Origin of the sequence: Microbacterium testaceum StLB037, assembly GCF_008763945.1 — a bacterium.
GTDB lineage: Bacteria > Actinomycetota > Actinomycetes > Actinomycetales > Microbacteriaceae > Microbacterium > Microbacterium testaceum_G.
This window is the reverse complement of record NZ_VTQH01000001.1, coordinates 987,803-1,007,512: the sequence shown is the minus strand read 5'-3', so window position 1 is coordinate 1,007,512 and position 19,710 is coordinate 987,803. Positions and strand designations below refer to the sequence as shown.

The following is a 19,710-nucleotide window of genomic DNA, read 5'->3' as shown; positions in this document are numbered from 1 at the left end:
TGCGGGCGCGGGTGTTCCGCCATCCCCGTGGCATCCCGGATGCCGTTTGCTAGAGCGGCTCGCGAGCGCGGTGCCGCCGCACGGCGGCGCGGTTGGCGCACCGGACCGAGCAGTAACGCTGGCGGCCGTTGCGCGTGACGTCGACGACGACGTTCGTGCACGGGTCGGCGGCGCACCGGCCGAGGCGGTTCATGCCGCGGGTGACGAGGTGCAGCGAGGTTCCCACCGAGATGACGGCGGCGAGCACGCGCGGGAGGGCCTCGTCGCTGTCGCGGTAGTGAAGGTGCCAGCCCTCGCCGTCGTGATCGGTGAGACGGGGGTAGGCCGTCACGGCCGCCATCTGCGCGTTCAGCAGAGCGGCGCGCGCGTCGGGGTCGGTCTCGTCGACTACTCGCAGCCACTCGTCGATGACGGCGCGGGTGCCGGAGTGATCGTCGGCGGCGACGGGGAACCGCATCGTCATCCCCATCTCGATGGTGCGCGTTTCGATGCCCGCGCGGTCGGCGGGCCAGTCGTTCGCCAGCGATGCCGCGAGCAGGACGGCGTACTCCCCGTAAGGGTTGAGATGCATAACGGCATTACATCACGCTGAGTTCATGAACGCCTCGCGCACCGTCCCGCTCACCGCCACGGCATCCGTCCACGAGCACGCGTGGATCACGGAATCGGCGCACGTCACCAGTACCGGACGCCTGCGCTACGTCCGGTGCGTCGGATGCGCCGCACGCCGCGTCGACCTCGAGGCCGCTCCGGTCGGTCCGCCGACGGCACTCACGCGCGAGATCGGCTGACGAGGCGCTGCACCGCACGGTAGCGTCGAAGCAGACTGCTGACGGAGGATGCATGCTAGCTCTGAGCCTGATCGCGGTGATCGCGGGCGCGATCCTCGTGCCGGTGATCGCTCTGCACGTCTGGTACGCCATCGGGCTCTCGCGCGTCTTCGCCACGCACGGGGGAGAGCCGTGGCGAGCCTGGATCCCGCTCGTGAACGAGGCCGAGCTCTTCCGCCTGGGCCGGCTCGACCCGGTCCGCGCCGTCCTGCTCGTGATCCCCGGCGTCAGTATCTACGGTCTCGTCCTCAAGGCCACGGCCGCCCACCGCCTCGGCGAGACCGCCGGTCGCGGGGCGGGCACGACCGCCCTGGCCGTCATCTTCCCGCCCCTGTGGGCCACGACTCTCTCGGTTCGTCCTCGAACGGATGCCGCGCCTGCCGGCGAGATCGCCCCGGAGCGCACGGTGGCGCCGAGTGAGACGGCATCCGGTCCCATCTCCACCGTTCCGGGAACGCCGGCTGCCGCGGTCGCGACGGCGGGGCGGCGGCGTTCGACCGCCGTGGTAGCGGAGCCGATCGCGGTTCCCGTGCTGCCGGGGCCCGTGGACATCGGCGAGGAGCCGTTCGAGCAGACCTCTCTTCACCCGTCGCGGCGGCGGTCGGCGGCGGCTCCCGTTCCGGCGGAGGCTCCCGCACCGGCGACTCCCGTTCCGGCGGCGGCTCCCGCTCCGGTGGCTTCCGTTCCGGCGGCGGCTCCCGCACCGGCGACTCACGACCCGGTGGCGGCTCCCGCCCCGGCGGCGGCACCTGCTTCGGTGTCGGCGGCCCCGCCCTCCGTGGCTCAGCAGCCGGTTGCCCCGCCGTCCGCAGAGAGCGGCTTCGACCGCGTGGCCGAGACGACGGATTCCACGGCGCCGCCCCTGGAGGCCGGTGAGTCCGCGCCCGCAGCCGCCTTGGACGAGCTCGAGCAGACCGCCCGTCCGCGTTCTCGCCGGCGCGGGGAGTGGACGCTCACTCTGCCCGATGGCTCGCCGGTGTCGCTGACGCGACGGACCGTGATCCTGGGCCGCAAGCCCAGCGGCGCGGAAGAGACGGTGCAGTACGTCGCCGTCGCCGATGCCACGCGCACGATGTCGAAGCAACACGCGCGACTGGACTGGGCGGTCACGGGGTGGAGCGTCACCGACCTCGACTCGACGAACGGCGTCACCCTCATCCACGACGACGGGCGCGTCGAGCGCGTCGCCGGCGGGGCCACCGCGGTGGCCACGTCGCGCTTCCGGTTGGGAGACGCGAGCCTCGAGCTGCGGCCCGCCCCGGCGGTCTGAACGCGGCGTCCGACGCCGCGCGGGCGGGGTCCCCTCGGGCTACTCCGGATCCTCGGGGCCGTACAGGCCGCGGCCCGTCGGTGCCGCGCGCGGCGGCGCGGTCTCTTCGCGTCGGCGACTGACGTAGATCGCGAGAGCACCGATCGCGCCGAGAGCGATCAGGCCGACCACGCCGATGCCCGTCGCCGTCGCGATGGCAGCGGCATCCGGCCCCGGTCCGATCACGACCGACACCGCCTCGGGCGTGGCGCTCGGCGAGGCGGAGGGACTCGCGGCGACGAAGGGGCTCTTCGGCCCGCGCAGACCCGTACCCGGCACCATCACGATGGCGTCGTAGGGCTGAACGACGCCCCAGCCCGAGATGTTCGAGCGGACGTCGGGCTGGGCGCGCACGGCCGTCGCCTCGAGCCGATACGCCCACTGCGCGGGCGTCTCGGACGGATGAGCGGATGCCACGAGTGCAGCCGCGGCCGAGACGTAGGCCGCGGCCCAGCTCGTCGCCGGTTCGTCCGCCCCGACGACGCAGTCGCCGCCCAGAGGCCAGGCCGAGGCGATCGACTGCCCGGGGGCCGAGAGGCTCACGTGCGGCCCGTGGATGCTGGCCTTGGTGACCACGCCTCCGGATCCGACCGCGGCGACGCCGACGACGCCCGAGAAGCCCGCGGGGTAGCGTGTTCCGTCCTTATCGTCCTGCTCGGGGGAATCGTCGTTCATCCGGTTGCCCGCGCTCGCCACGACGAGGCTGCCGCGCTGCTGCGCATAGGCCACGGCATCCGCGAGAGCAGAATTCTTCTCCGTGGTGCTGATCGAGACGTTGATGATCTGGGCGCCCTGGTCGGCGGCGTAGCGGATTCCCTCGGCCATCCGCGCGGTGTTCGGACCGAAGCCCGCCTCGACGAGCTGCTTCTCGACCCCGGCGTACACGCGCACGGGCAGGATCTTCGCTTCGGGGGCCAGCCCCTGCACCCCGGATCCGGCGATGAGCTGCGCCGCGATCTGCCCCGCGATCACCGTCCCGTGCGCATAGTCGTCGGTACGACCGGTGGCGTCCGAACCGTCCGGGACGAGGTTGACGCCGGGAACGACGACGCCGTCGAGATGGGGGTTCTGGGCCACGCCGGAGTCGACGACCGCGACGGTGATCCCCGACCCGCGCGTGAGCGCCCACGCCGCTGTGCTCTGCAGCGAGGTGAGGGCCGCGGGCGTCTCGGGGATGCGCGTGTCGGCCGCGCATTGGTTGCCGGAGGTCGCCGTCCGCACACCGGCCGCGGGCCCGGCCGCGGAGGCGGGGGAGGTGACGCCGATCAACAGCGTCGCCGCCGTGGTCGCGAGGACGATCAGGCGAGCCACGCGCGAGCGCGGGGTCACTTCGTCTCCGGCGTCTGCTGCGCGGCGCTCTCACTGAGGGACGGGCCGGTTCGAAGCAGCGCCGTCCACCCGTCGGGGATCGAGCCCACATCGCCGGTCGAGTACCCGAGGCGCGCGACGGTGTCGTCGGTCGCACCCGGGAGAGGGAACGCCGTGCCCGTGGCATCCACCAGCGTGAGGATGCTCGTGTTCTGATCGCCGCGACCGCCGGCGCGCACGAGGGCGCCGTGGCTCGGGTCGACGCGCACTCCGGCGGTCACGGCCGCCGAGGTCGGCTGCGTCGCCAGGGTCGTCGTCGCCTGCCCGTCGCCGCCGACGAGGACGGCGCAGGGGCGCTGGCCGGCGGGAACCGTCTCGAAACCGACGCGGGGCCACTCGTCGCCGAGGCCCTGCGTGGCCGTGGGGAGGCTGCGGATCTCGTCCGCGGTCACCTCGGTGACCTGACCCTTCAGCGCGCCACCGCTGCCCAGCTGGTACAGCTGCCAGGCCAGGGGGGACAGCGACTCGAGGACGCCCCCGGTCTGCACGAGGAACCGCTCGTCTTCAGGGGCTCCGGCCTGGCGCACCACCTGACCGACGCGCAGCGAGGTGTTGGCGACGGGCTGGCCGTAGTTCTGCAGGGTGATGGGGGTGAGCGCCGTTCCGGCGGTGAACAGATCGAGCCAGGATGCCGGGACGGTCACGGGAGACAGTGACGAGATGCCCGCCGCGCGCAGCACGGCGTCGGCGACCTCGCTCGAGACGGCGAAACTGCGGCCGCCCTGCACCACGTGCAGGATGCCGTCGACCGACACGACGACCGCGCGGTCGGTGGCGGGGGTCGGGCCGGTCGAGGGGGAGATGCGGACGTCGAGACCGGCGTCGTCCGACACGCAGGCGCTCCAGCCCGTATTGACCAGCCCCGACGAGGGGGGCAGTTCATCGGGCGCGCCGGTGATGCCGAGGGTGTCGCCGACGGGGGTTCCGTCGAGCGTCGTCGAATCGGTGGAGATCACGCCGTACTCGTTCGCCGGCAACAGCAGGCGTGCGCTCGCCGTGTTGATCACGGGGTGAAGCACCCCCTCGACGGTGACGAAGCGGGCCCCCGTGTCGGAGACGAGCACGAGCTTGCCGTTCTCCCATCCGGTCGGCAGGCCCGGCCGGATGAGGCCGTAGAACACCCCGACGAGGATGACGATCACGGTGAGGGCGATCGCGGCGATCACGGCGCGCAGCGGCGAGCTCGGCTGCAGTTCTTTCCCCCCGGGGGCACCGCTGACGAAGGCGGTGAGGAGGCGGCGGCGCGAGAAGTTCTGCGCCTCGATCAGATCGCCCTTTGTCGCCATGCGTCAGGCCAGACCGGACGAGATGACGGCGAGGGGCAGGAGAGCGGCCAGCACGAGCAGTTCGGCGGTGTCGGCGAGGCGGATGAGCCGGAGGCGGGTTTTGGGCGCGAGCAGCGTGACGGTGACGACGCTGACGGTGGCGACAGCGAGCACGATCAGGATGCCGACGCGCAGGCCGGGCTGAGCGAGCGACGCGACGACGCCGGCCACGACGAGGCCCACGATGCCGGTCGCCATCACGGTCAGCACTCCGGAACGGGCGAAGGTCTGGCGCGAGGGGAACATCATCCCGGCGAATGCGAGAGCGCAGACCAGGGCACCCGTGGCGTTCTGCGCCGCGACGAGAGGAGTGGCGACGAGAACCGCGACGGCGAGAGCGAGGCGAAGGCCGATGAGGATGCGCCTGCCCTGAGCGACACGGGCCGCGATGTCGTCGGCGTCGATCGGCTGGGGGTCGGCGAACATCTCGGCATCGCTCTGCGGAGAGACGACGCGCAGCCGCGTCGTTCCGAGAGCGAGCCAGGGCAGCGCGCCCCCGAGTGTTGCGACGACGCCGACCATCAGGGTCCACACGGCGGCTGCGGGGAAGAAAGCGGCGAGGGTGCCCGCGACGCCGACGACGCCTCCGGCCACCAGGGGCGCGAGCTGCAGCTCGGCACGGTCGCGAGTGAGGGCGAGCGAGATGCCGGCGGTGACGAAGGCTCCCCCGCCGGCTGCCGCCAGGGGCGCACCCCACATGTCGAGAGAGGCGGGGATCGCGAGGAAGCCGGCGACGGCAGCGAAGACGGATGCCGCCATGCCGAGTCCCTGGCCCGCCTCGCGCTGACCGAGCCGCGACACGACGGCCGAGACGACGAGCAGCACGACGGTGCCGCCGCCGGCGACGAGAGCGCCGAACGGCAGGGTGCGGCCGGCAGCGAGCAGGAGGACGGCGCAGACGCCGAGGAGCGCGAGACTGACGGCCAGGGCGGTGCGCGCATTATCGCGCGTGGTCCACGGGCGGTTCTGCTGGGTGGTGGCGTCGATGACGGCCTCGACGATGTCGTCGTAGACCCGCGGCTGTGCCACGAGCCCGCCGCGGACGAGGGTGAGGACTTCGCCGTCGACGATGCCCTGAGCGGCGGCCCCGCGCGAGGGGTCGACGCTGGTGCCGTCGGACCGCTGAAGCGCGTAGCCCGCCGAGGTCATCGACGGGTCGAGTACACCGAGCGACCGGGCGAAGCCCGGCAGGAACTCGATCACGGGCACCTGCGCGGGGATCGCGATGTCGAGTCGGCGCCCTTCGCTCTGCACGGACAACCGCAACAGCGCCCGTGTCGCATTCATGACGTCAGCCATCCGCGGCCCCCTCTTTCTGGACCGAAGCCCCTGCGGTCAGACCCCGAAATCCTATCGGTGGGGCAGGGGTCGCAATTCAGTGGAAACGCGCCGCCGACGCGCGATCGGCGCTGACGTAGTCGTCGGCGATCGAGTCGGTCGCGTTCGAGATGCGCTGGAGCACGCCGCGCATCTGCTCGAGCGTGGCGCTCCACTGCTGCTGCGCGTTGTTGTACGCCGCCTGTGCGGCACCCTCCCACTGTCCCCGCAGTCGAGCGACCTCGCTGTCGAGACCGCCGAGGGTGGCGTCGATGCGCGCACTCTCGGAGCGGAGTCGAGCAGCCGCAGCGTGCAGCGACTCAGGTGTGACGCGGAAGTCGCTCATGACGGGCCTCCCAGCATCGTTCCGAGACCGTGGATGGTCGTGCGATGTTCTTCTTCGACGGATTCTTGGTCGCGGGCCGTGGCCTGGAGCGCGGCGCTGAGAGTGATGAGCACGTCGTTCAGCTTCCGCGCCCCCGCCGTCCATTCCTCGACAAGGATGCCGTAGGAGCGTGCTGCGTCGCCCGACCAGTTGCCGCGCAACTCATCGAGTTCCGCGAGCACCCGTCTGGTGCTGTCGGCGATGTCGGCGTGAGCGCCGTTCACCACCTCGGAGCCCCGGGCGAGGGCTCCCTCTTCCGCGGAAATGCGGTCAGACATGTCGTTCTCTCCTAGGGGACCTGTTCAGTTCGTCGGGGGACGAGGTCACTCGTCGCGTCCGCCGGCTTGGGCGTTCTCGGAGCGGGGGCCGATCTCTTCATCGTCCTCCATGCGAGGAGCGATGGGACCGCCGAGCCCGCGGGATGCCTCGTCGCGACGGTCGGAGCGAGAGCCGGGCCCGCCCATTCCGCCGACGCCACGGCTGCCGGCACCGGCACCGCGAGCTCCGCCGCCAGCGGCTGCGCCGCCAGCCGAGCCTCCGCCACCGACGCCACCGGCTCGCATCCCGGCACCCTTCGCCGTCGATTGTGCGGGCGCGCCGCCTCCGGCAGCACCGCCCATTCCGCCGACGCCACGAGTGCCGAGACCAGATCCGGCAGCGGCGGTCTTGCCGAGCAGGCCACCCGAGCGACCTGCGGCACCGGAAGTCGCCGTTCCGCCGGCGCCGCTGAACAGGCTGCCGCCCGGAGCGCCCGCGCCACGCGCAATGCTGCCGAGTGCGGCCGCACCGCCGCCGCCGGCGATCAGACCCGCGCCGAGACCCGAGCCGATGCCCGCTCCCGCGCCGCCGGAACCCCCGAGAAGGCCTCCTCCGGGCGCCGAGGGGATGGCCCCGGGCAGGGTCGGAGTGCCGATGATCGAGCCGTCCGGAGTGGGCTCGGGCTTGATGTTGTCGAGGTCGACGATGGGGAGGTCGCCGTGGATCGGGCCATGCGGTCGCGGCCCGATCTCGGTCGGCAACGGCAGAGTGTGGTACTCGGGCTGTGGCTCTCCGCTGTCGTTGCCACCGGGGTTCGTCACGGTGGGGTTCGGATTCCATTGAGGGTATTGCTCGATACTGCGGCCACCGGAGCGACCACCGCCGCCCCCGCCCCCGGTGCTGCCGCCCTGGCCGCCGCCGTCTTCACCTCCACCGGTGTCAGTGAAGGAGCGAGGCGCGAATTTGGGAGGACTCGCGACCTCGACTTGGTCCAGATTGTCTGCGGCTGTCGTCATGGCCGCCTTCGCGGCGTCTTCTCTGCGTTGTGCAAGGTAGGAGTTGGCGAGTCCGACGGCGCCTTCCCCTGCCAAGAATGAGATGGGACCCAGCATGAACGTCGTCCCCATGGCGGCCCCACGAACGACCATTTCTTGCTGACCGTTCATACTTCCCGCTGGCAGCGCCGCTAGCGCGGCTCGGGCGTCATCCCGGACGCGGTTCGCGTCCTCGACGCGCTCGGTCAGCGGGCCGGTGATGTAATCGATCTGCTTCTGAATCTCTCCAGCCGTGTGGGTAAACGCTTCGCTGGCGGCGTCGCCTGAAAGGCCGGCGATCCCGGTTTCGTAGCCCACCCGTTCGACGACCTTCTTCAGGGTCAAAAGCGCTTCGTTCAGTTCGGCATGCGAGGTGAGTCCCCATCGAACGGGGGGCTCGGCCAACTCGCGGAGACTTTCTTCCCAGGGGCCGGTCATGCTGCCTGCTCCTTCCGCGCCTTCCGACGCTGACTGGTGATGATGAGAACAGTGACGACGATCGCGGCGACGACAAGCACCGCCAGGCCGAGGATCACCCACAGGACGATCGACGACACGTCGAGCTGGGGCGTTCCGGACGCGGCGGCATCGTTCTGCTCGCGAAGCTGATCTGCGGAGCTCGCGCGCTTTTCGGGGCTGTAACCGTTGGCTTGCGCCGTGGCGATCTGCTCCGCGGTGGGCGCTCCGAACCCGAACGCCTTGTCCATGAGGGGGTTCGAGTCCGGGAGAGTGAGCGGATCCACGGACAGGAGAGTCGACAACCACGCGGCCCCATAGCCATAACCATCATCCGTCCGTGATGGGGTGTGCTGCCCGGCATTCGTCGTGGAAATCAGGGCCTGAAGAAGCTGGCTCCCGGAGGCTTCCGGGGTCTTCTGCGCTGCAAGCGCCAGCATCCCCGCGACGATCGGTGCCGCGAATGACGACCCCGTTCCGGTACTTCCCGTCTGCCAATCCCCCGTCTTCCCGACAGTCGGCAGGCCGAAACCCGCCGCCACCACGGTGGTTTGCGGAACGACGAACGGGGCGCCATCGAGTTGTTGCAGGTTGCCGTCGCGGTCGATGGCGGCTGTGGATACCACGCCGTTGAACGCGCCCTGGTCACCCTCTCGCGCACCAAGCAGAAGCGGATTGATGGAGGCGGAGATGACGATTGCTCCGCGTGCAAGGGCGTAGGCGATCGCGGGAGCGTCGTCTTGTCTCGCCGAGCCACCGACGGCCGTGTAGATGATCTTCGCGCCGTCGTCGACGGCCATCTTGACTCCGGCGCCGAAGTTCGTCAGCTTGTTCCCATCAGCGGTTTCGCACTCGGGACCGTCGTCTGCACCGTAACCGTAGAACGTGAGGTCGGCATCGGGTGCGATTCCCCGCACGGCACCCGCCCCCGTGCCGTTTCCGATGACGTAAGCAGCCATGGTCGAGCCGTGCACCGCAGCCTCGTTGGCATCGGACGTCACCACCGTCGGATTGTTCACGCATACGGGAGTTGTGGACACGCGAAACTTAGTGCCCTGAAAGACGGGAAGGTCGGGATTGACCTGGTCCTCCAGGACAGCGACCTTGACGCCGCTGCCGGTGAGCCCCGCCGCGTGCGCTTGGTCGACGCCGTACTGTCCCCACCAGTAGTCGAGATTCTGCTGTCCTGTCGCAGAAGCGGTGGAGGCGGCGGTGGCCGCAACCGCGGAACCGCCGACGAGGCAAAGGATCAGCGTCGGAACTGCCAGGACACGCACCACGACCGACCTGATCACTGGGGCACACCCAGTGCGCCGCGAACTCCCGCCGCGCCGCCGGTTGCCGAGGCGCCGGCGACCGGCGCGGAGGCGGTCTCGATCAAGGATGTGGTCTGCGCCGCCTCCGTCGCGCTCAGCTCGTCCCGTTCGCGCAAAGTCGCGACCGCGGTGGTGAGGGCCTGAGCGTTCTTCCGGACGTATTCCTGCACCGCTGCGACCTCGGCGGCGAGCTCTTGAGCTCGTGTCCGAAGGTGTCCGATGAACTCCGCAGCCGCCGCTCCCTGCGACGGCCCGTCCACCTGGCTAACCGCAGCCGGCGAGGGGAGGTCGTCGGAGACCGAGTTGACCAACTGCGCGTTGTAGTTGGCAAGGTCGCCGTCGAGACGGATCACGTTGGCCATGAGGATCACTCGTTTCTTCGCGATCGAGAGGGTGCGGTCAGACGGCTGACGCCGCCGAAAGAGATGTGGGGCGGCCCGAACGGGCCGCAAGAGCCGGCGGCCGCCTCAGCGACCGCCGGCTCGAGGCGACTCAGACGAAGCGGCCGGCGGCGGACTTGTCGGTCGAGGTGTAGCCCTGAGCGATCTCGTCGGTCTTGCCGGCGATCTGCTGCAGGAGCTCGTTCAGGCGGGTGATGGACTGGGTCCACTGGGCCTGAGCCTGGTCGTAAGCGGTCTGCGCCTCACCATCCCACGAGGAGCGGAGGGCGTTGACCTGCGACTCGAGCTCGTCGAGGCGGGTGCGGATGCCGGAGGCACCGTTGCGGATCTGACCCGAGAGCGCGATGACCTGCTCGGGACGAACGGACATGGACTGCATGAGAGTTCCTTCTTTCGTGTCGAGCGGGGTCAGCCGAGCAGGGAGCCCAGGTTGCCGATGGTCTGCTGGTGCGACTCTTCGGACGCGGCCTGGTCGCGCTCGGTGCCGCGGAGGGCGTCCTCGAGCGTGACGAGCACGTTGTTGAGCTTGGTGGTCTCTTCGTTCCAACGCTGCATGAGCTGCGTGTACGAGCCGGCTGCGGCACCGGTCCAGAAACCGGCCACCTGGTCGAGCTCGGTGCGAACCTTGCGCACCTGCTCGTCGATGCCCGACTTCGCGGTGTTGACCGCTTCGGCCCCTCGACGAAGCGCACCCTCCTGGGCTGCGATGAGATCTGCCACTGTGTCTCCTCGATGTTCCTCCGGGCGCGCCCGGGCGTTGCGGATCGAATAAGCGCACGGGAATCACGGACCCGCACACGGCGTCGGCGAGAAACCGGAGCCCCCACCGGAGATCGAACATACGTAATGCCTTCCCCCGGTTCAAGCCAATAGCCCGATTTGAAAGATGACAAAACTCTCATCTTTATCCCCGGTGACGCGCGTAAAGGACTCCGCCCGGCCGTGGAAGGCGGCTACGCTGGTGCGGTTGCGGCCGGCGCGCCGGTAGGCGCGAGCACGAGGGGGACCGTTGAGCGCGGATGTGATGCAGGGGCGACGCGTCGCGCTGATCGACGGCGATTCCCGACTCGACCTGGTCGTTCCTCTCCGCGCTCGCGTCGACGACGTGCTGCGCGCCGCCGGCTCCGACGCCGTCCGCGGTACGCGGGTGGTGGGCATCGCCGGCCGTGAGATCGATCGGACGACGTCGATGTCCTCTCTCGACGACGGTGTCGTGCTCGTGCTCGTCGACCCGGGCGCCTCGCTCCCCGACGCGGTGGCCCGTGCCGCCGCCGCCCCGAACGCGGTGCGCGTATCGGCCGTCTCGTGGGTGCTCGCGGCGGGGGGTGGCATCCTGGCCCTCCTCCGTCTGGCCGACGGAGACGCCCTGCCCTCGGCCGCTCTCGGCCCCGTCGCGGTGCTGGCTCTGCTCGGGGCGGCTATCGCCGGTTCCGTCTTCGCCACGCGCGCCCGATCACGCACCGCGATCCTCGCCCCCGTGGTGGGCGTGATCGCCCTGGCCTTCGGCGGCGGGGTCGCCGTCGTTCCGCCCCTTCCCGCCTCGGGCTCGCTGGTGGCCGTCTTCACCGGACTCCTCGCCGGCGCGATCGTCGCGGGCGTCATCGGCGTGGTGGGGGCGACCGAGACCCTCCGCGCGCAGAGCCGAACGGCGACCATCGTCCTCCTCGTGCTCGCCGCGGTGTGGGGACTGTCGCTGCTGATGCACCTCGACCCCTCGGCCCCGGCGGCCGTGACCCTCGGCCTCGTGCCGGTCGCTCAGCGCGTGCTGCAGTCCAGCCTCGTCGACGTCGCCCCCGGAACCTTCATCGACTACGGCCGTTTCCAAAGCACGCGCTGGACAGTGCGGCAGCACCTCCCCGACGAGGTCCGCACCATCGAAGCCGACGACGCCGACGCGCTGGTCGAGCGCTCCACCGCGCGCCTCACGATCGGGGTCGTGCTGTTGATCTCCGCCGGGGCCGCCAGCGCCCTCACCGCGCTGCCGAGTTTCGACACCGACAACCCGGTCGTCCTCGGAGGCCGCATCGCCCTCGCCACCACGGTGGTTCTGGCTCTTCTGCTGGGCTCGCGCCGCAGCACGGTGCCCTTCCTGCGGTGGGTCGAGCGAGCGGGAGCCGTGGCCGTCATCGTCGCCGTGCTCGTGGCGCTCCTGCCGCGGGTCTCGCCCGAGATGCTCGTCGTGTCCGCCGGGATCCTGCTCGTCATCGCCCTGGGCTCGGCCCTGCTCGTGGTGCCGGTCGGTCGCGGCCTGCGATCGCTCGGCTGGTCGCGCACCGGCGACATCTTCGAGGCGCTGGCTACGGCGCTGTCTCTTCCGGCGGGCATGCTCGCCGCCGGAGCAGTGGAGATCGCGCGTGCGATGATGGCGACATGACGCAGCTGACGCCGTTCGGCGTGCCCGCGACGGTGGGGGTGCGCGTCGGAGCCTTCAGTGTCGACGCGGCCCTCGTGGTGATCGCCTCCGGCGTGGCATCCCTTCTCGCGTCTCCCGTGCTGGGGGTCGCGGTCGCCGCGGAAGCCCTGCTCGGCCTGTGGATCCTGCAGGCGCGACGCGGAGCCACCCCCGGGTCGCTGCTCTTCGGGTTGCGCACCTCGCGCGTCGAGGAGCCCGTGGTCCCGGGCGCGGGCCGGGCGTTCGTTCGCGGACTCCTCGTGGTGCTGGGTGGCTTCGTCCTCCTCGCGGGTGCCTGGGTCGTCGTCGCCTCGGCGGCGTTCGACGCCTCGGGCCGGCGGCGCTCCTGGGCCGATCGTGCTGCGGGGACCGTCCTGCTGTCCGTGCCCCGCGGAAAGCAGACTCCGGATGCCACTGAACCCCGCGCCCTGTCGGAACCCACCGTCCAGCGCACCGCTGCCGTCCGCGAACCGTTGCGCATGGATTCGTCGGCGGCGGCCCTGCCCCTCGCGCCCGCCTGGGACGCCCCCATCGTCGCGATCGATGCGCCCGTCGTCGCGGGGGAGCGCCCCGCGGCGATCGCGCCCGAAGCGGTCGCGCCCTCGCCGGCGGCCCCCGCCCGCACCCCGGGCGTCGGCCGCGCGCAACTGCTCGTGGTCTTCGACACCGGTCAGCGCGAGCAGTTCGACCTGCCGGCCGCCGTCAACTTCGGCCGGGCCCCCGTCGCCGACCACCCGGACGACATCCTGATCCCGGTCGACGATCCCGACCGCCTGATCTCGAAGACGCACCTGCGCCTCGAGCACGACGGCGAGACGGCATGGGTCACCGACACGGGGTCGACGAACGGATCCGAGCTGATCGACGACGACGGCACCGTCCACGTCCTGCGCCCCGGTTCCCGCACCCTGCTCGAGGACGGCACGCGTGTGCGCCTCAGCGAACGCGTCTTCACCCTGAGTCGTCTGATCGGAGGTCCGGTGTGAGCACGGGTCCGCGCATCGCCCCGCCGTCGCTTCCCAACGGGCGGATCGTGCTCCAGCCGCCGCCCGAGCTCGTGCCGAACGAGGGCGGCAGCGGCATCCTGACCTCTCTCCTGCCGATGCTCGGCAGCGTGGGGGCGATCGTGATGGTGACCATCTCGAACAGCGGGCCCACGGGCTTCCTCATCGGCGGGATGTTCCTGCTGTCGTCGCTCGGCTTCGTCGCGGTCAACGGATGGCGCCAGCGCGCTCAGCGCAACGCGCAGGTGCTCGGCAACCGACGCGAGTACCTCGCCTACCTCTCCGACCTCCGCGACACCGTGCGCGTGGCCGCGCGCAAGCAGCGTCGCCACGGCGGGTGGATCATGCCGGCCCCCGCCGCCCTCCCCTTCATCGCCGAGGAGCGATCGCGCGTCTGGGAGCGCCAGCCCGGCGATGAGACGTTCCTGCTCGCCCGCATCGGCGTGACGGACCAGCCGCTGAGTCTGACCCTCGAGGCGCCGGAGCTCCCGCCCCTCGCGCAACTCGACCCGGTCGCCGCCTCGGCCGCGCACCGGTTCATGCTGACCCACGAGATGCAGCGCGACCTGCCGCTGGGCTTCCCCCTCGGCGACTACGCGCGCATCGAGCTCGTCGGCTCCGACGAAGAGGCCGTCCGCAGCCTCGCGCGCTCGCTCGTGGCCTCGGCGGCGACGCTGCACGACCCCGAGGACGTCATCATCGCGATCCTCGCCGGTCCCGCGCAGATGCCGTCCTGGGACTGGGCGAAGTGGCTTCCGCATGCCATGTCGTCGCGCGTGCAGGACCGACTCGGACCCGCGCGCATGATCTCGGCATCCCTCGACGAACTCGTCGACATGCTGCCCCCGCAGCTGTCCACCCGACCGCGGTTCACCCCCGGCGGCGGCGTGACCCCGCACGTCGTGCTGATCGTCGACGGCGTCGAGACCCCGACCAACAGCCCGCTCGTCGGGCTCGAGGGGGCGCAGGGCGTCACCGTGATCGATCTGCCCACGCGCTGGGACGAACTCGACGACCCCCACGTGGCGCGCGTCGCGCTCGCCGAGGCGCCCGTCGTCGCGCGGGGCCGTCGCGCCGAGTCGAAGCCGGTCGTCGCCCCTGCCGAATTCATCGACGGAGCCGGTCGCGCACAGACCTTCCTCCCGGATGCCATGACCGTCGCCGAAGCCGAGGCCACGGCCCGTCGGCTCATGCCGCTGCGGCCGGCGCCCATGGTGGTCGTCGACGCGCCGACCACGCAGGGGCAGCTGGAGCTCACCGAGCTCCTGGGGCTGCCCGACGTGCGGACGGTGAACTTCGATCAGGCGTGGACGCGCCGCCTCGAGCGCGACCGCCTGCGCGTCCCGATCGGTCAGGAGCCCTCGGGCACCCCGCTCATCCTCGACCTGAAGGAGTCCGCGTCGCAGGGCATGGGCCCGCACGGTGTCATGGTCGGTGCGACCGGGTCGGGCAAGTCCGAGGTGTTGCGCACGCTGGTGCTCGCGCTCGCGATGACGCACTCTCCCGAGCAGCTCAACTTCGTGCTCGTCGACTTCAAGGGTGGCGCGACGTTCGCCGGGATGGCCGAGATGCCGCATGTGTCGGCGGTCATCACCAACCTCGGCAGCGAGCTCGCGCTCGTCGACCGCTTCCAGGACGCCCTGCAGGGCGAGGTCGTGCGGCGCCAGGAACTGCTGCGCGCCGCGGGCAACTTCGCCAACGTCGGCGAGTACGAGACCGCTCGCCTCGGCGGCCGGTCGGATCTCGCGCCGCTGCCCGCCCTCCTCGTCGTCGTGGACGAGTTCTCCGAGCTGCTGACCGCCAAGCCCGAGTTCGTCGACAGCTTCCTGAACATCGGTCGCGTCGGTCGTTCGCTGCACGTGCACCTGCTCCTGGCATCCCAGCGTCTCGAAGAGGGGAAGCTGCGCGGTCTCGACACGTACCTGTCATACCGGATCGGTCTGCGCACCTTCTCGGCCGCCGAATCGCGCACGATCATCGGCACGCCGGACGCGTACACGCTTCCGCAGGAGCCCGGTGTGGGCTTCCTCAAGAGCGACACCGAGAACCTCGTGCAGTTCCGCGCGGCGTACGTCTCGGGGCGCCCGAAGGGCAATGCCCGGCTCCTCGCGAACGACCCCGACTCGGGGGCGACGGGCCCCGCGCGCGTCGAGGTCTTCACCGCCCTGGCGCAGCCCGACGACGACCCTGCCGAAGAGTCGACGGATGCCAATCCCTCGGCGATGGCGACCCCGGCGACCGACAAGCGCTCGACCTTCCAGATCGCCGTCGACCGCATGAAGGATCGCGGGCCCGAGGCGCATCAGGTGTGGCTCCCTCCGCTCGCCGACCCCGCGCCGCTCGACGAACTCATGCCCGACCTCGCCGAGGATCCGGCCCTGGGGCTCGTCTCGCGTCGCTGGCGCGACGTCGGCGGCCTCACGGTGCCGATCGGTGTCGTCGACATCCCGCTCGAGCAGCGCCGCGACCACCTCACCGTCTCGCTCGGGGGTGCCGCCGGCCACGTGGCGATCGTCGGTTCGCCGCTGAGCGGCAAGTCGACCCTCGCGCGCACCCTCGTCTCGGCTCTGGCGCTCACCGGGACCCCGCAGGAGTTCCAGTTCTTCGTGCTCGACTTCGGCGGCGGCGGCTTCACCGCGATGCAGCGGCATCCGCACGTCTCGGGGGTCGCCACGCGCACCGAGCCCGAGGCCGTGCGCCGCGCGATCGCCGAGGTCGAGGCCGTGCTGGACGCGCGCGAGCAGTACTTCCGCCGCAACGCCGTCGACTCGATCGACACGTATCGCTCACGCCGCCGTGAGGGGCGTCTCGACGACGGCTTCGGCGACGTGTTCCTCATCGTCGACGGCTGGTCGACGCTGAGGTCGGAGTTCGAGCCGCTCGAAGCGCGCGTGCAGACGATCGCCGCGCGCGGTCTCAGCTTCGGCGTGCACGTGGTGGTCACCGCGAACCGGTGGCTCGAGATCCGCGCCAACCTGAAAGACCTCATCCAGACGCGCCTCGAGCTGCGCCTGGGCGACCCGACCGACTCGGACGTCGACCGCAAGCAGGCGGCCAACGTCCCCGTGGGTCAGCCCGGTCGAGGTCTCGCCGTGTCGAAGCTGCAGATGCTCACGTCGGTGCCGCGCATCGACGGGTCGGACGATCCCGCGACCATCGCGGACGGGGTCGCCGACATGATCGGCAAGGTCGCGAACGCGTGGCACGGACAGCCGGGGCCGAAGCTCCGCCTGCTGCCCGAGAACATCTCGCTCGACGAGGTGCGCGTTCTCACCGAGCCGGGCGATCGCCGGATGCTGCTCGGTATCGAAGAAGCGCAGCTGTCGCCCTTCGGCATCGACCCCCGCGTCGAACCGCACCTGTTCGTCTACGGCGACTCGGGGATGGGCAAGTCGTCCTTCCTGCGCGGCGTGGCCAAAGAGATCCAGCGGCTCTACACGCCCGCCGAGGCGAAGATCTTCGTCGTCGACTACCGCCGCGCGCTGCTCGGCGAGATCCCCGACGACTACCTGGGTGCGTACCTCACCTCGCACGACCTGGCCACGGGCGGCATGAACGACCTGGCGCAGTACTTCTCGACGCGCATCCCCGGGCCCGACGTCACGCCGACCCAGCTGCGCGAGCGTAGCTGGTGGAAGGGCGCCGAAGGGTTCATCCTCATCGACGACTACGACCTCGTCGCCACCAGCCAGGGAAACCCCATCGCGGTGCTGCAGCCGTTGCTCGCGCAGGCCGGCGACCTCGGCCTGCACGTCATCCTGACCCGTCGTTCGGGTGGAGCGAGCCGCGCGGCGTACGACCCGATCATCCAGCGCTTCACCGACCTGGGCGTCACCGGCATCCTGCTCGGCGGAAATCCGGAAGAAGGGGCGCTCATCGGCCGTGTGAAGCCCGAGCGGGCGGCCCCCGGCCGGGCGCAGATCGTCAGCCGCGAGCACGGCCTGCTCGCCGCGCAGCTGGTGTTCTCGCCGCCGTCGCACTGAGCCGCGGTTCCTCCCCAGGAGCCCTTCCCGCCCCGGTTTCCCCCGATGGATGCCGGGGCGGTGTGCGTGTCGGTGGCCCGGGTTACCGTTGAGGGGTGACTTATCCCGGCGCCGCATCCGAGTCGTACGCCGACGCGCCGCCCGAGCCGTACGACCTTCCCGAAGACCCGTACGCCGGCGCCGACTGGGACCCCGATCAGTTCGCGCCGCCCGAGGACTTCGACGCGCCCCCGCCGCCCGTCGACCCGTCATCGTCGTTCGCGCGCGCCGCCGCGGTGACCGGCACAGCGCGAGAGCTACCCGCCGTGCGCGACTTCACGGGGCGCGATCCCCGCGAGGTGCTGCACGAGGTCTACGGGTACGACGCCTTCCGGGGCGATCAAGCCGAGATCGTGCAGCATGTCGTGAACGGCGGAGACGCCGTCGTGCTCATGCCCACCGGTGGCGGCAAGAGCGTCACCTATCAGGTCCCCGCCCTCGTGCGGCCCGGCACGGGGCTGGTCGTCAGCCCCCTGATCGCGCTCATGCACGACCAGGTCGAGGCCCTCATCGCCAACGGCGTGCGCGCGGGCTATCTCAACTCCACGCAGGCGCCGGCCGAACGGCAGGCCGTCGAGCAGGCGTATCTCGCGGGTGAGCTCGACCTGCTCTACGTCGCGCCCGAGCGTCTGAACGGCGCGCAGACACTCTCCTTCCTCGCCCGCGGCCGCCTCAGCGTGATCGCCATCGACGAGGCGCACTGCGTGTCGCAGTGGGGGCACGACTTCCGCCCCGATTACCTCGCCCTCGGCGACCTCGCCGATCGTTTCCCCGACGTCCCGCGCATGGCGCTCACGGCGACCGCCACACCGGCCACCGCTCAAGAGATCGTCGAGCGTCTGCGCCTGCGCGATGCCCGCGGGTTCGTGGCGAGCTTCGACCGCCCCAACATCCAGTACCGCATCGACGCCAAAGTCGACCCGCGGCGGCAGCTCGTGCAGTTCATCCGCTCGCAGCCCGAGGGGTCGGCGGGCATCGTCTACGCCCTGAGTCGCAAGAGCGTCGAGCAGACGGCGGCCTACCTCAGCGCGCAGGGCCTCGACGCCCTGCCGTATCACGCGGGTCTCGACGCGTCGGTGCGCGCGGCGAATCAGTCTCGGTTCCTGCGCGACGACGGCGTCATCATGGTCGCCACGATCGCCTTCGGCATGGGCATCGACAAACCCGACGTGCGTTTCGTCGCGCACATCGACCTGCCGAAGTCGGTCGAGGGCTACTACCAAGAGACGGGTCGTGCCGGCCGCGACGGCGATCCCTCGACCGTGTGGATGGCGTACGGGCTCGGCGACGTCGTCCAACAGCGCCGCATGATCGACCAGTCGCCGGGCGACCGCTCGTACAAGATGCGTCTCGGGCAGCATCTCGACGCCATGCTCGCCCTGTGCGAGACGGTCGGATGCCGCCGGCAGAACCTCCTCGACTACTTCGGGCAGCGCTCCGAGCCGTGCGGAAACTGCGACACGTGCCTCACTCCGCCCGACACCTGGGATGGACTCATCGCCGCCCAGAAACTGCTGTCGACCATCGTGCGGCTCCAGCGCGAGCGCGGCCAGGCCTTCGGGGCCGGGCACCTGATCGACATCCTGCGCGGGGCCAAGACCGAGCGCATCGCGCAGCAGGGTCACGACCGGCTCAGCACCTACGGCCTCGGCGCCGACCTGTCGGATCAGGACTGGCGAAGCGTCATCCGTCAGCTCCTCGCTCGCGGGATCATCGTCGCCCAGGGCGAGTACGGCACGCTCGCGCTGAGCGAGGCATCCGCCGGGGTCCTCCGCGGCGAGACCCCGGTGCCACTGCGTCGCGACGCCCTCGGGCGCACGGGCGGAGGCGGGGGCTCGAATCGCGCGCGCAAGAGCAGCGCCGACGACGTGGCCGCGGGCGACCGCGACCTTTTCGAGGCGCTGCGCGCCTGGCGCGCCGAGAAGGCCCGCGAGCAGGGGGTGCCCGCGTACATCGTGTTCGGAGACGCCACCCTGCGCGCGATCGCCGCCGCACGCCCGAGCTCGGTGGGCGACCTCGACGGCATCACCGGCATCGGCGCCAAGAAGCGCGAGGCCTACGGCGACGGCATCCTGACGGTGGTCGCCGCGAACTGACGCGCCGCGCGACCCGGCGCGACCACCCCGGCCCGCCATCCCGCGACCGCCCCGGCCCGCCACCCCGCGACCGACCCGCGCCTCTGCCCCGGCCCGCGCTCAGCGCGCTCACGGGAATGTTGACCACCCACAACGACCTGGCGAGACGGGCCGAGCGAGCATTGTGTGGATCGCACAGGCTGTTTGGGTTGACGTTG

General features: G+C 71.1%; 17 protein-coding genes. 6 read left to right on the top strand and 11 right to left on the bottom strand.

From position 1 onward, the window contains the following. Positions 1-49: 49 nt before the first annotated feature. Positions 50-571, bottom strand: coding sequence for a CGNR zinc finger domain-containing protein (locus F9B98_RS04705; RefSeq protein WP_150953527.1), 522 nt, complete (start codon positions 569-571; stop codon positions 50-52). 25 nt (positions 572-596) lie between these two features. Between F9B98_RS04705 and F9B98_RS04700 the strand changes: the two genes are divergently transcribed. Both F9B98_RS04700 and F9B98_RS15865 read left to right on the top strand, forming a co-directional pair. Next, positions 597-791: a hypothetical protein gene (locus F9B98_RS04700; RefSeq protein ID WP_150953524.1), complete on the top strand. Its 195-nt coding sequence runs from the start codon at positions 597-599 to the stop codon at positions 789-791. 52 nt (positions 792-843) lie between these two features. Continuing rightward, positions 844-2,100, top strand: coding sequence for an FHA domain-containing protein (locus tag F9B98_RS15865; protein WP_191966670.1), 1,257 nt, complete (start codon positions 844-846; stop codon positions 2,098-2,100). Positions 2,101-2,139: 39 nt separating this feature from the next. Here F9B98_RS15865 and F9B98_RS04685 read toward each other — a convergent pair whose 3' ends face one another. The 10 genes from F9B98_RS04685 to F9B98_RS04645 form a co-directional block, all read right to left on the bottom strand. After that, a complete protein-coding gene (locus tag F9B98_RS04685) occupies positions 2,140-3,468 on the bottom strand; it encodes a S8 family serine peptidase (RefSeq protein ID WP_150953521.1) in 1,329 nt (442 codons plus the stop codon). Beyond that, on the bottom strand, positions 3,465-4,793 hold the full coding sequence (gene eccB / locus F9B98_RS04680) for a type VII secretion protein EccB (protein WP_150953518.1): 1,329 nt from the start codon (positions 4,791-4,793) through the stop codon (positions 3,465-3,467). The genes F9B98_RS04685 and eccB overlap by 4 nt, the downstream gene beginning before the upstream one ends. A gap of 3 nt (positions 4,794-4,796) precedes the next feature. Next, positions 4,797-6,131 carry a type VII secretion integral membrane protein EccD gene (eccD, locus tag F9B98_RS04675; protein ID WP_150953515.1) on the bottom strand — a complete coding sequence of 445 codons (1,335 nt, stop codon included), beginning with the start codon at positions 6,129-6,131 and terminating at the stop codon, positions 4,797-4,799. A gap of 76 nt (positions 6,132-6,207) precedes the next feature. Beyond that, positions 6,208-6,495 carry a WXG100 family type VII secretion target gene (locus tag F9B98_RS04670; RefSeq protein ID WP_150953511.1) on the bottom strand — a complete coding sequence of 96 codons (288 nt, stop codon included), beginning with the start codon at positions 6,493-6,495 and terminating at the stop codon, positions 6,208-6,210. Beyond that, positions 6,492-6,812, bottom strand: coding sequence for a WXG100 family type VII secretion target (locus F9B98_RS04665; RefSeq protein WP_150953507.1), 321 nt, complete (start codon positions 6,810-6,812; stop codon positions 6,492-6,494). The genes F9B98_RS04670 and F9B98_RS04665 overlap by 4 nt, the downstream gene beginning before the upstream one ends. Positions 6,813-6,857: 45 nt before the next feature. Beyond that, positions 6,858-8,264, bottom strand: a complete 1,407-nt coding sequence (locus F9B98_RS04660) for a hypothetical protein (RefSeq protein WP_150953502.1) — start codon at positions 8,262-8,264, stop codon at positions 6,858-6,860. After that, complete coding sequence (locus F9B98_RS04655) at positions 8,261-9,562, bottom strand: S8 family peptidase (RefSeq protein WP_191966669.1); 1,302 nt, start codon at positions 9,560-9,562, stop codon at positions 8,261-8,263. The genes F9B98_RS04660 and F9B98_RS04655 overlap by 4 nt, the downstream gene beginning before the upstream one ends. Positions 9,563-9,573: 11 nt before the next feature. Continuing rightward, positions 9,574-9,960: a hypothetical protein gene (locus F9B98_RS15860; RefSeq protein ID WP_191966668.1), complete on the bottom strand. Its 387-nt coding sequence runs from the start codon at positions 9,958-9,960 to the stop codon at positions 9,574-9,576. Between the two features lie 130 nt (positions 9,961-10,090). Continuing rightward, positions 10,091-10,378 (bottom strand): WXG100 family type VII secretion target, encoded by a 288-nt coding sequence (locus F9B98_RS04650; protein ID WP_225310219.1) that lies wholly within the window; start codon positions 10,376-10,378, stop codon positions 10,091-10,093. A 29-nt stretch (positions 10,379-10,407) separates the two neighbouring features. Further along, positions 10,408-10,719, bottom strand: coding sequence for a WXG100 family type VII secretion target (locus F9B98_RS04645; protein WP_055831852.1), 312 nt, complete (start codon positions 10,717-10,719; stop codon positions 10,408-10,410). Positions 10,720-11,008: 289 nt separating this feature from the next. Here F9B98_RS04645 and F9B98_RS04640 point away from each other — a divergent pair, with 289 nt between their 5' ends. From F9B98_RS04640 to recQ, 4 genes are all read left to right on the top strand, one after another. Next, complete coding sequence (locus F9B98_RS04640) at positions 11,009-12,373, top strand: hypothetical protein (protein WP_150953495.1); 1,365 nt, start codon at positions 11,009-11,011, stop codon at positions 12,371-12,373. Then, the gene (locus F9B98_RS04635; RefSeq protein ID WP_150953491.1) at positions 12,370-13,377 is read left to right on the top strand and encodes an RDD family protein; all 1,008 of its coding nucleotides are present in this window, start codon (positions 12,370-12,372) and stop codon (positions 13,375-13,377) included. Before F9B98_RS04640 ends, F9B98_RS04635 begins: the two co-directional genes overlap by 4 nt. Continuing rightward, positions 13,374-17,378 carry a type VII secretion protein EccCa gene (eccCa, locus tag F9B98_RS04630; protein WP_191966750.1) on the top strand — a complete coding sequence of 1,335 codons (4,005 nt, stop codon included), beginning with the start codon at positions 13,374-13,376 and terminating at the stop codon, positions 17,376-17,378. The genes F9B98_RS04635 and eccCa overlap by 4 nt, the downstream gene beginning before the upstream one ends. A gap of 95 nt (positions 17,379-17,473) precedes the next feature. Continuing rightward, the gene (gene recQ, locus F9B98_RS04625) at positions 17,474-19,513 is read left to right on the top strand and encodes a DNA helicase RecQ (RefSeq protein WP_150953484.1); all 2,040 of its coding nucleotides are present in this window, start codon (positions 17,474-17,476) and stop codon (positions 19,511-19,513) included. Positions 19,514-19,710: the final 197 nt, after the last annotated feature.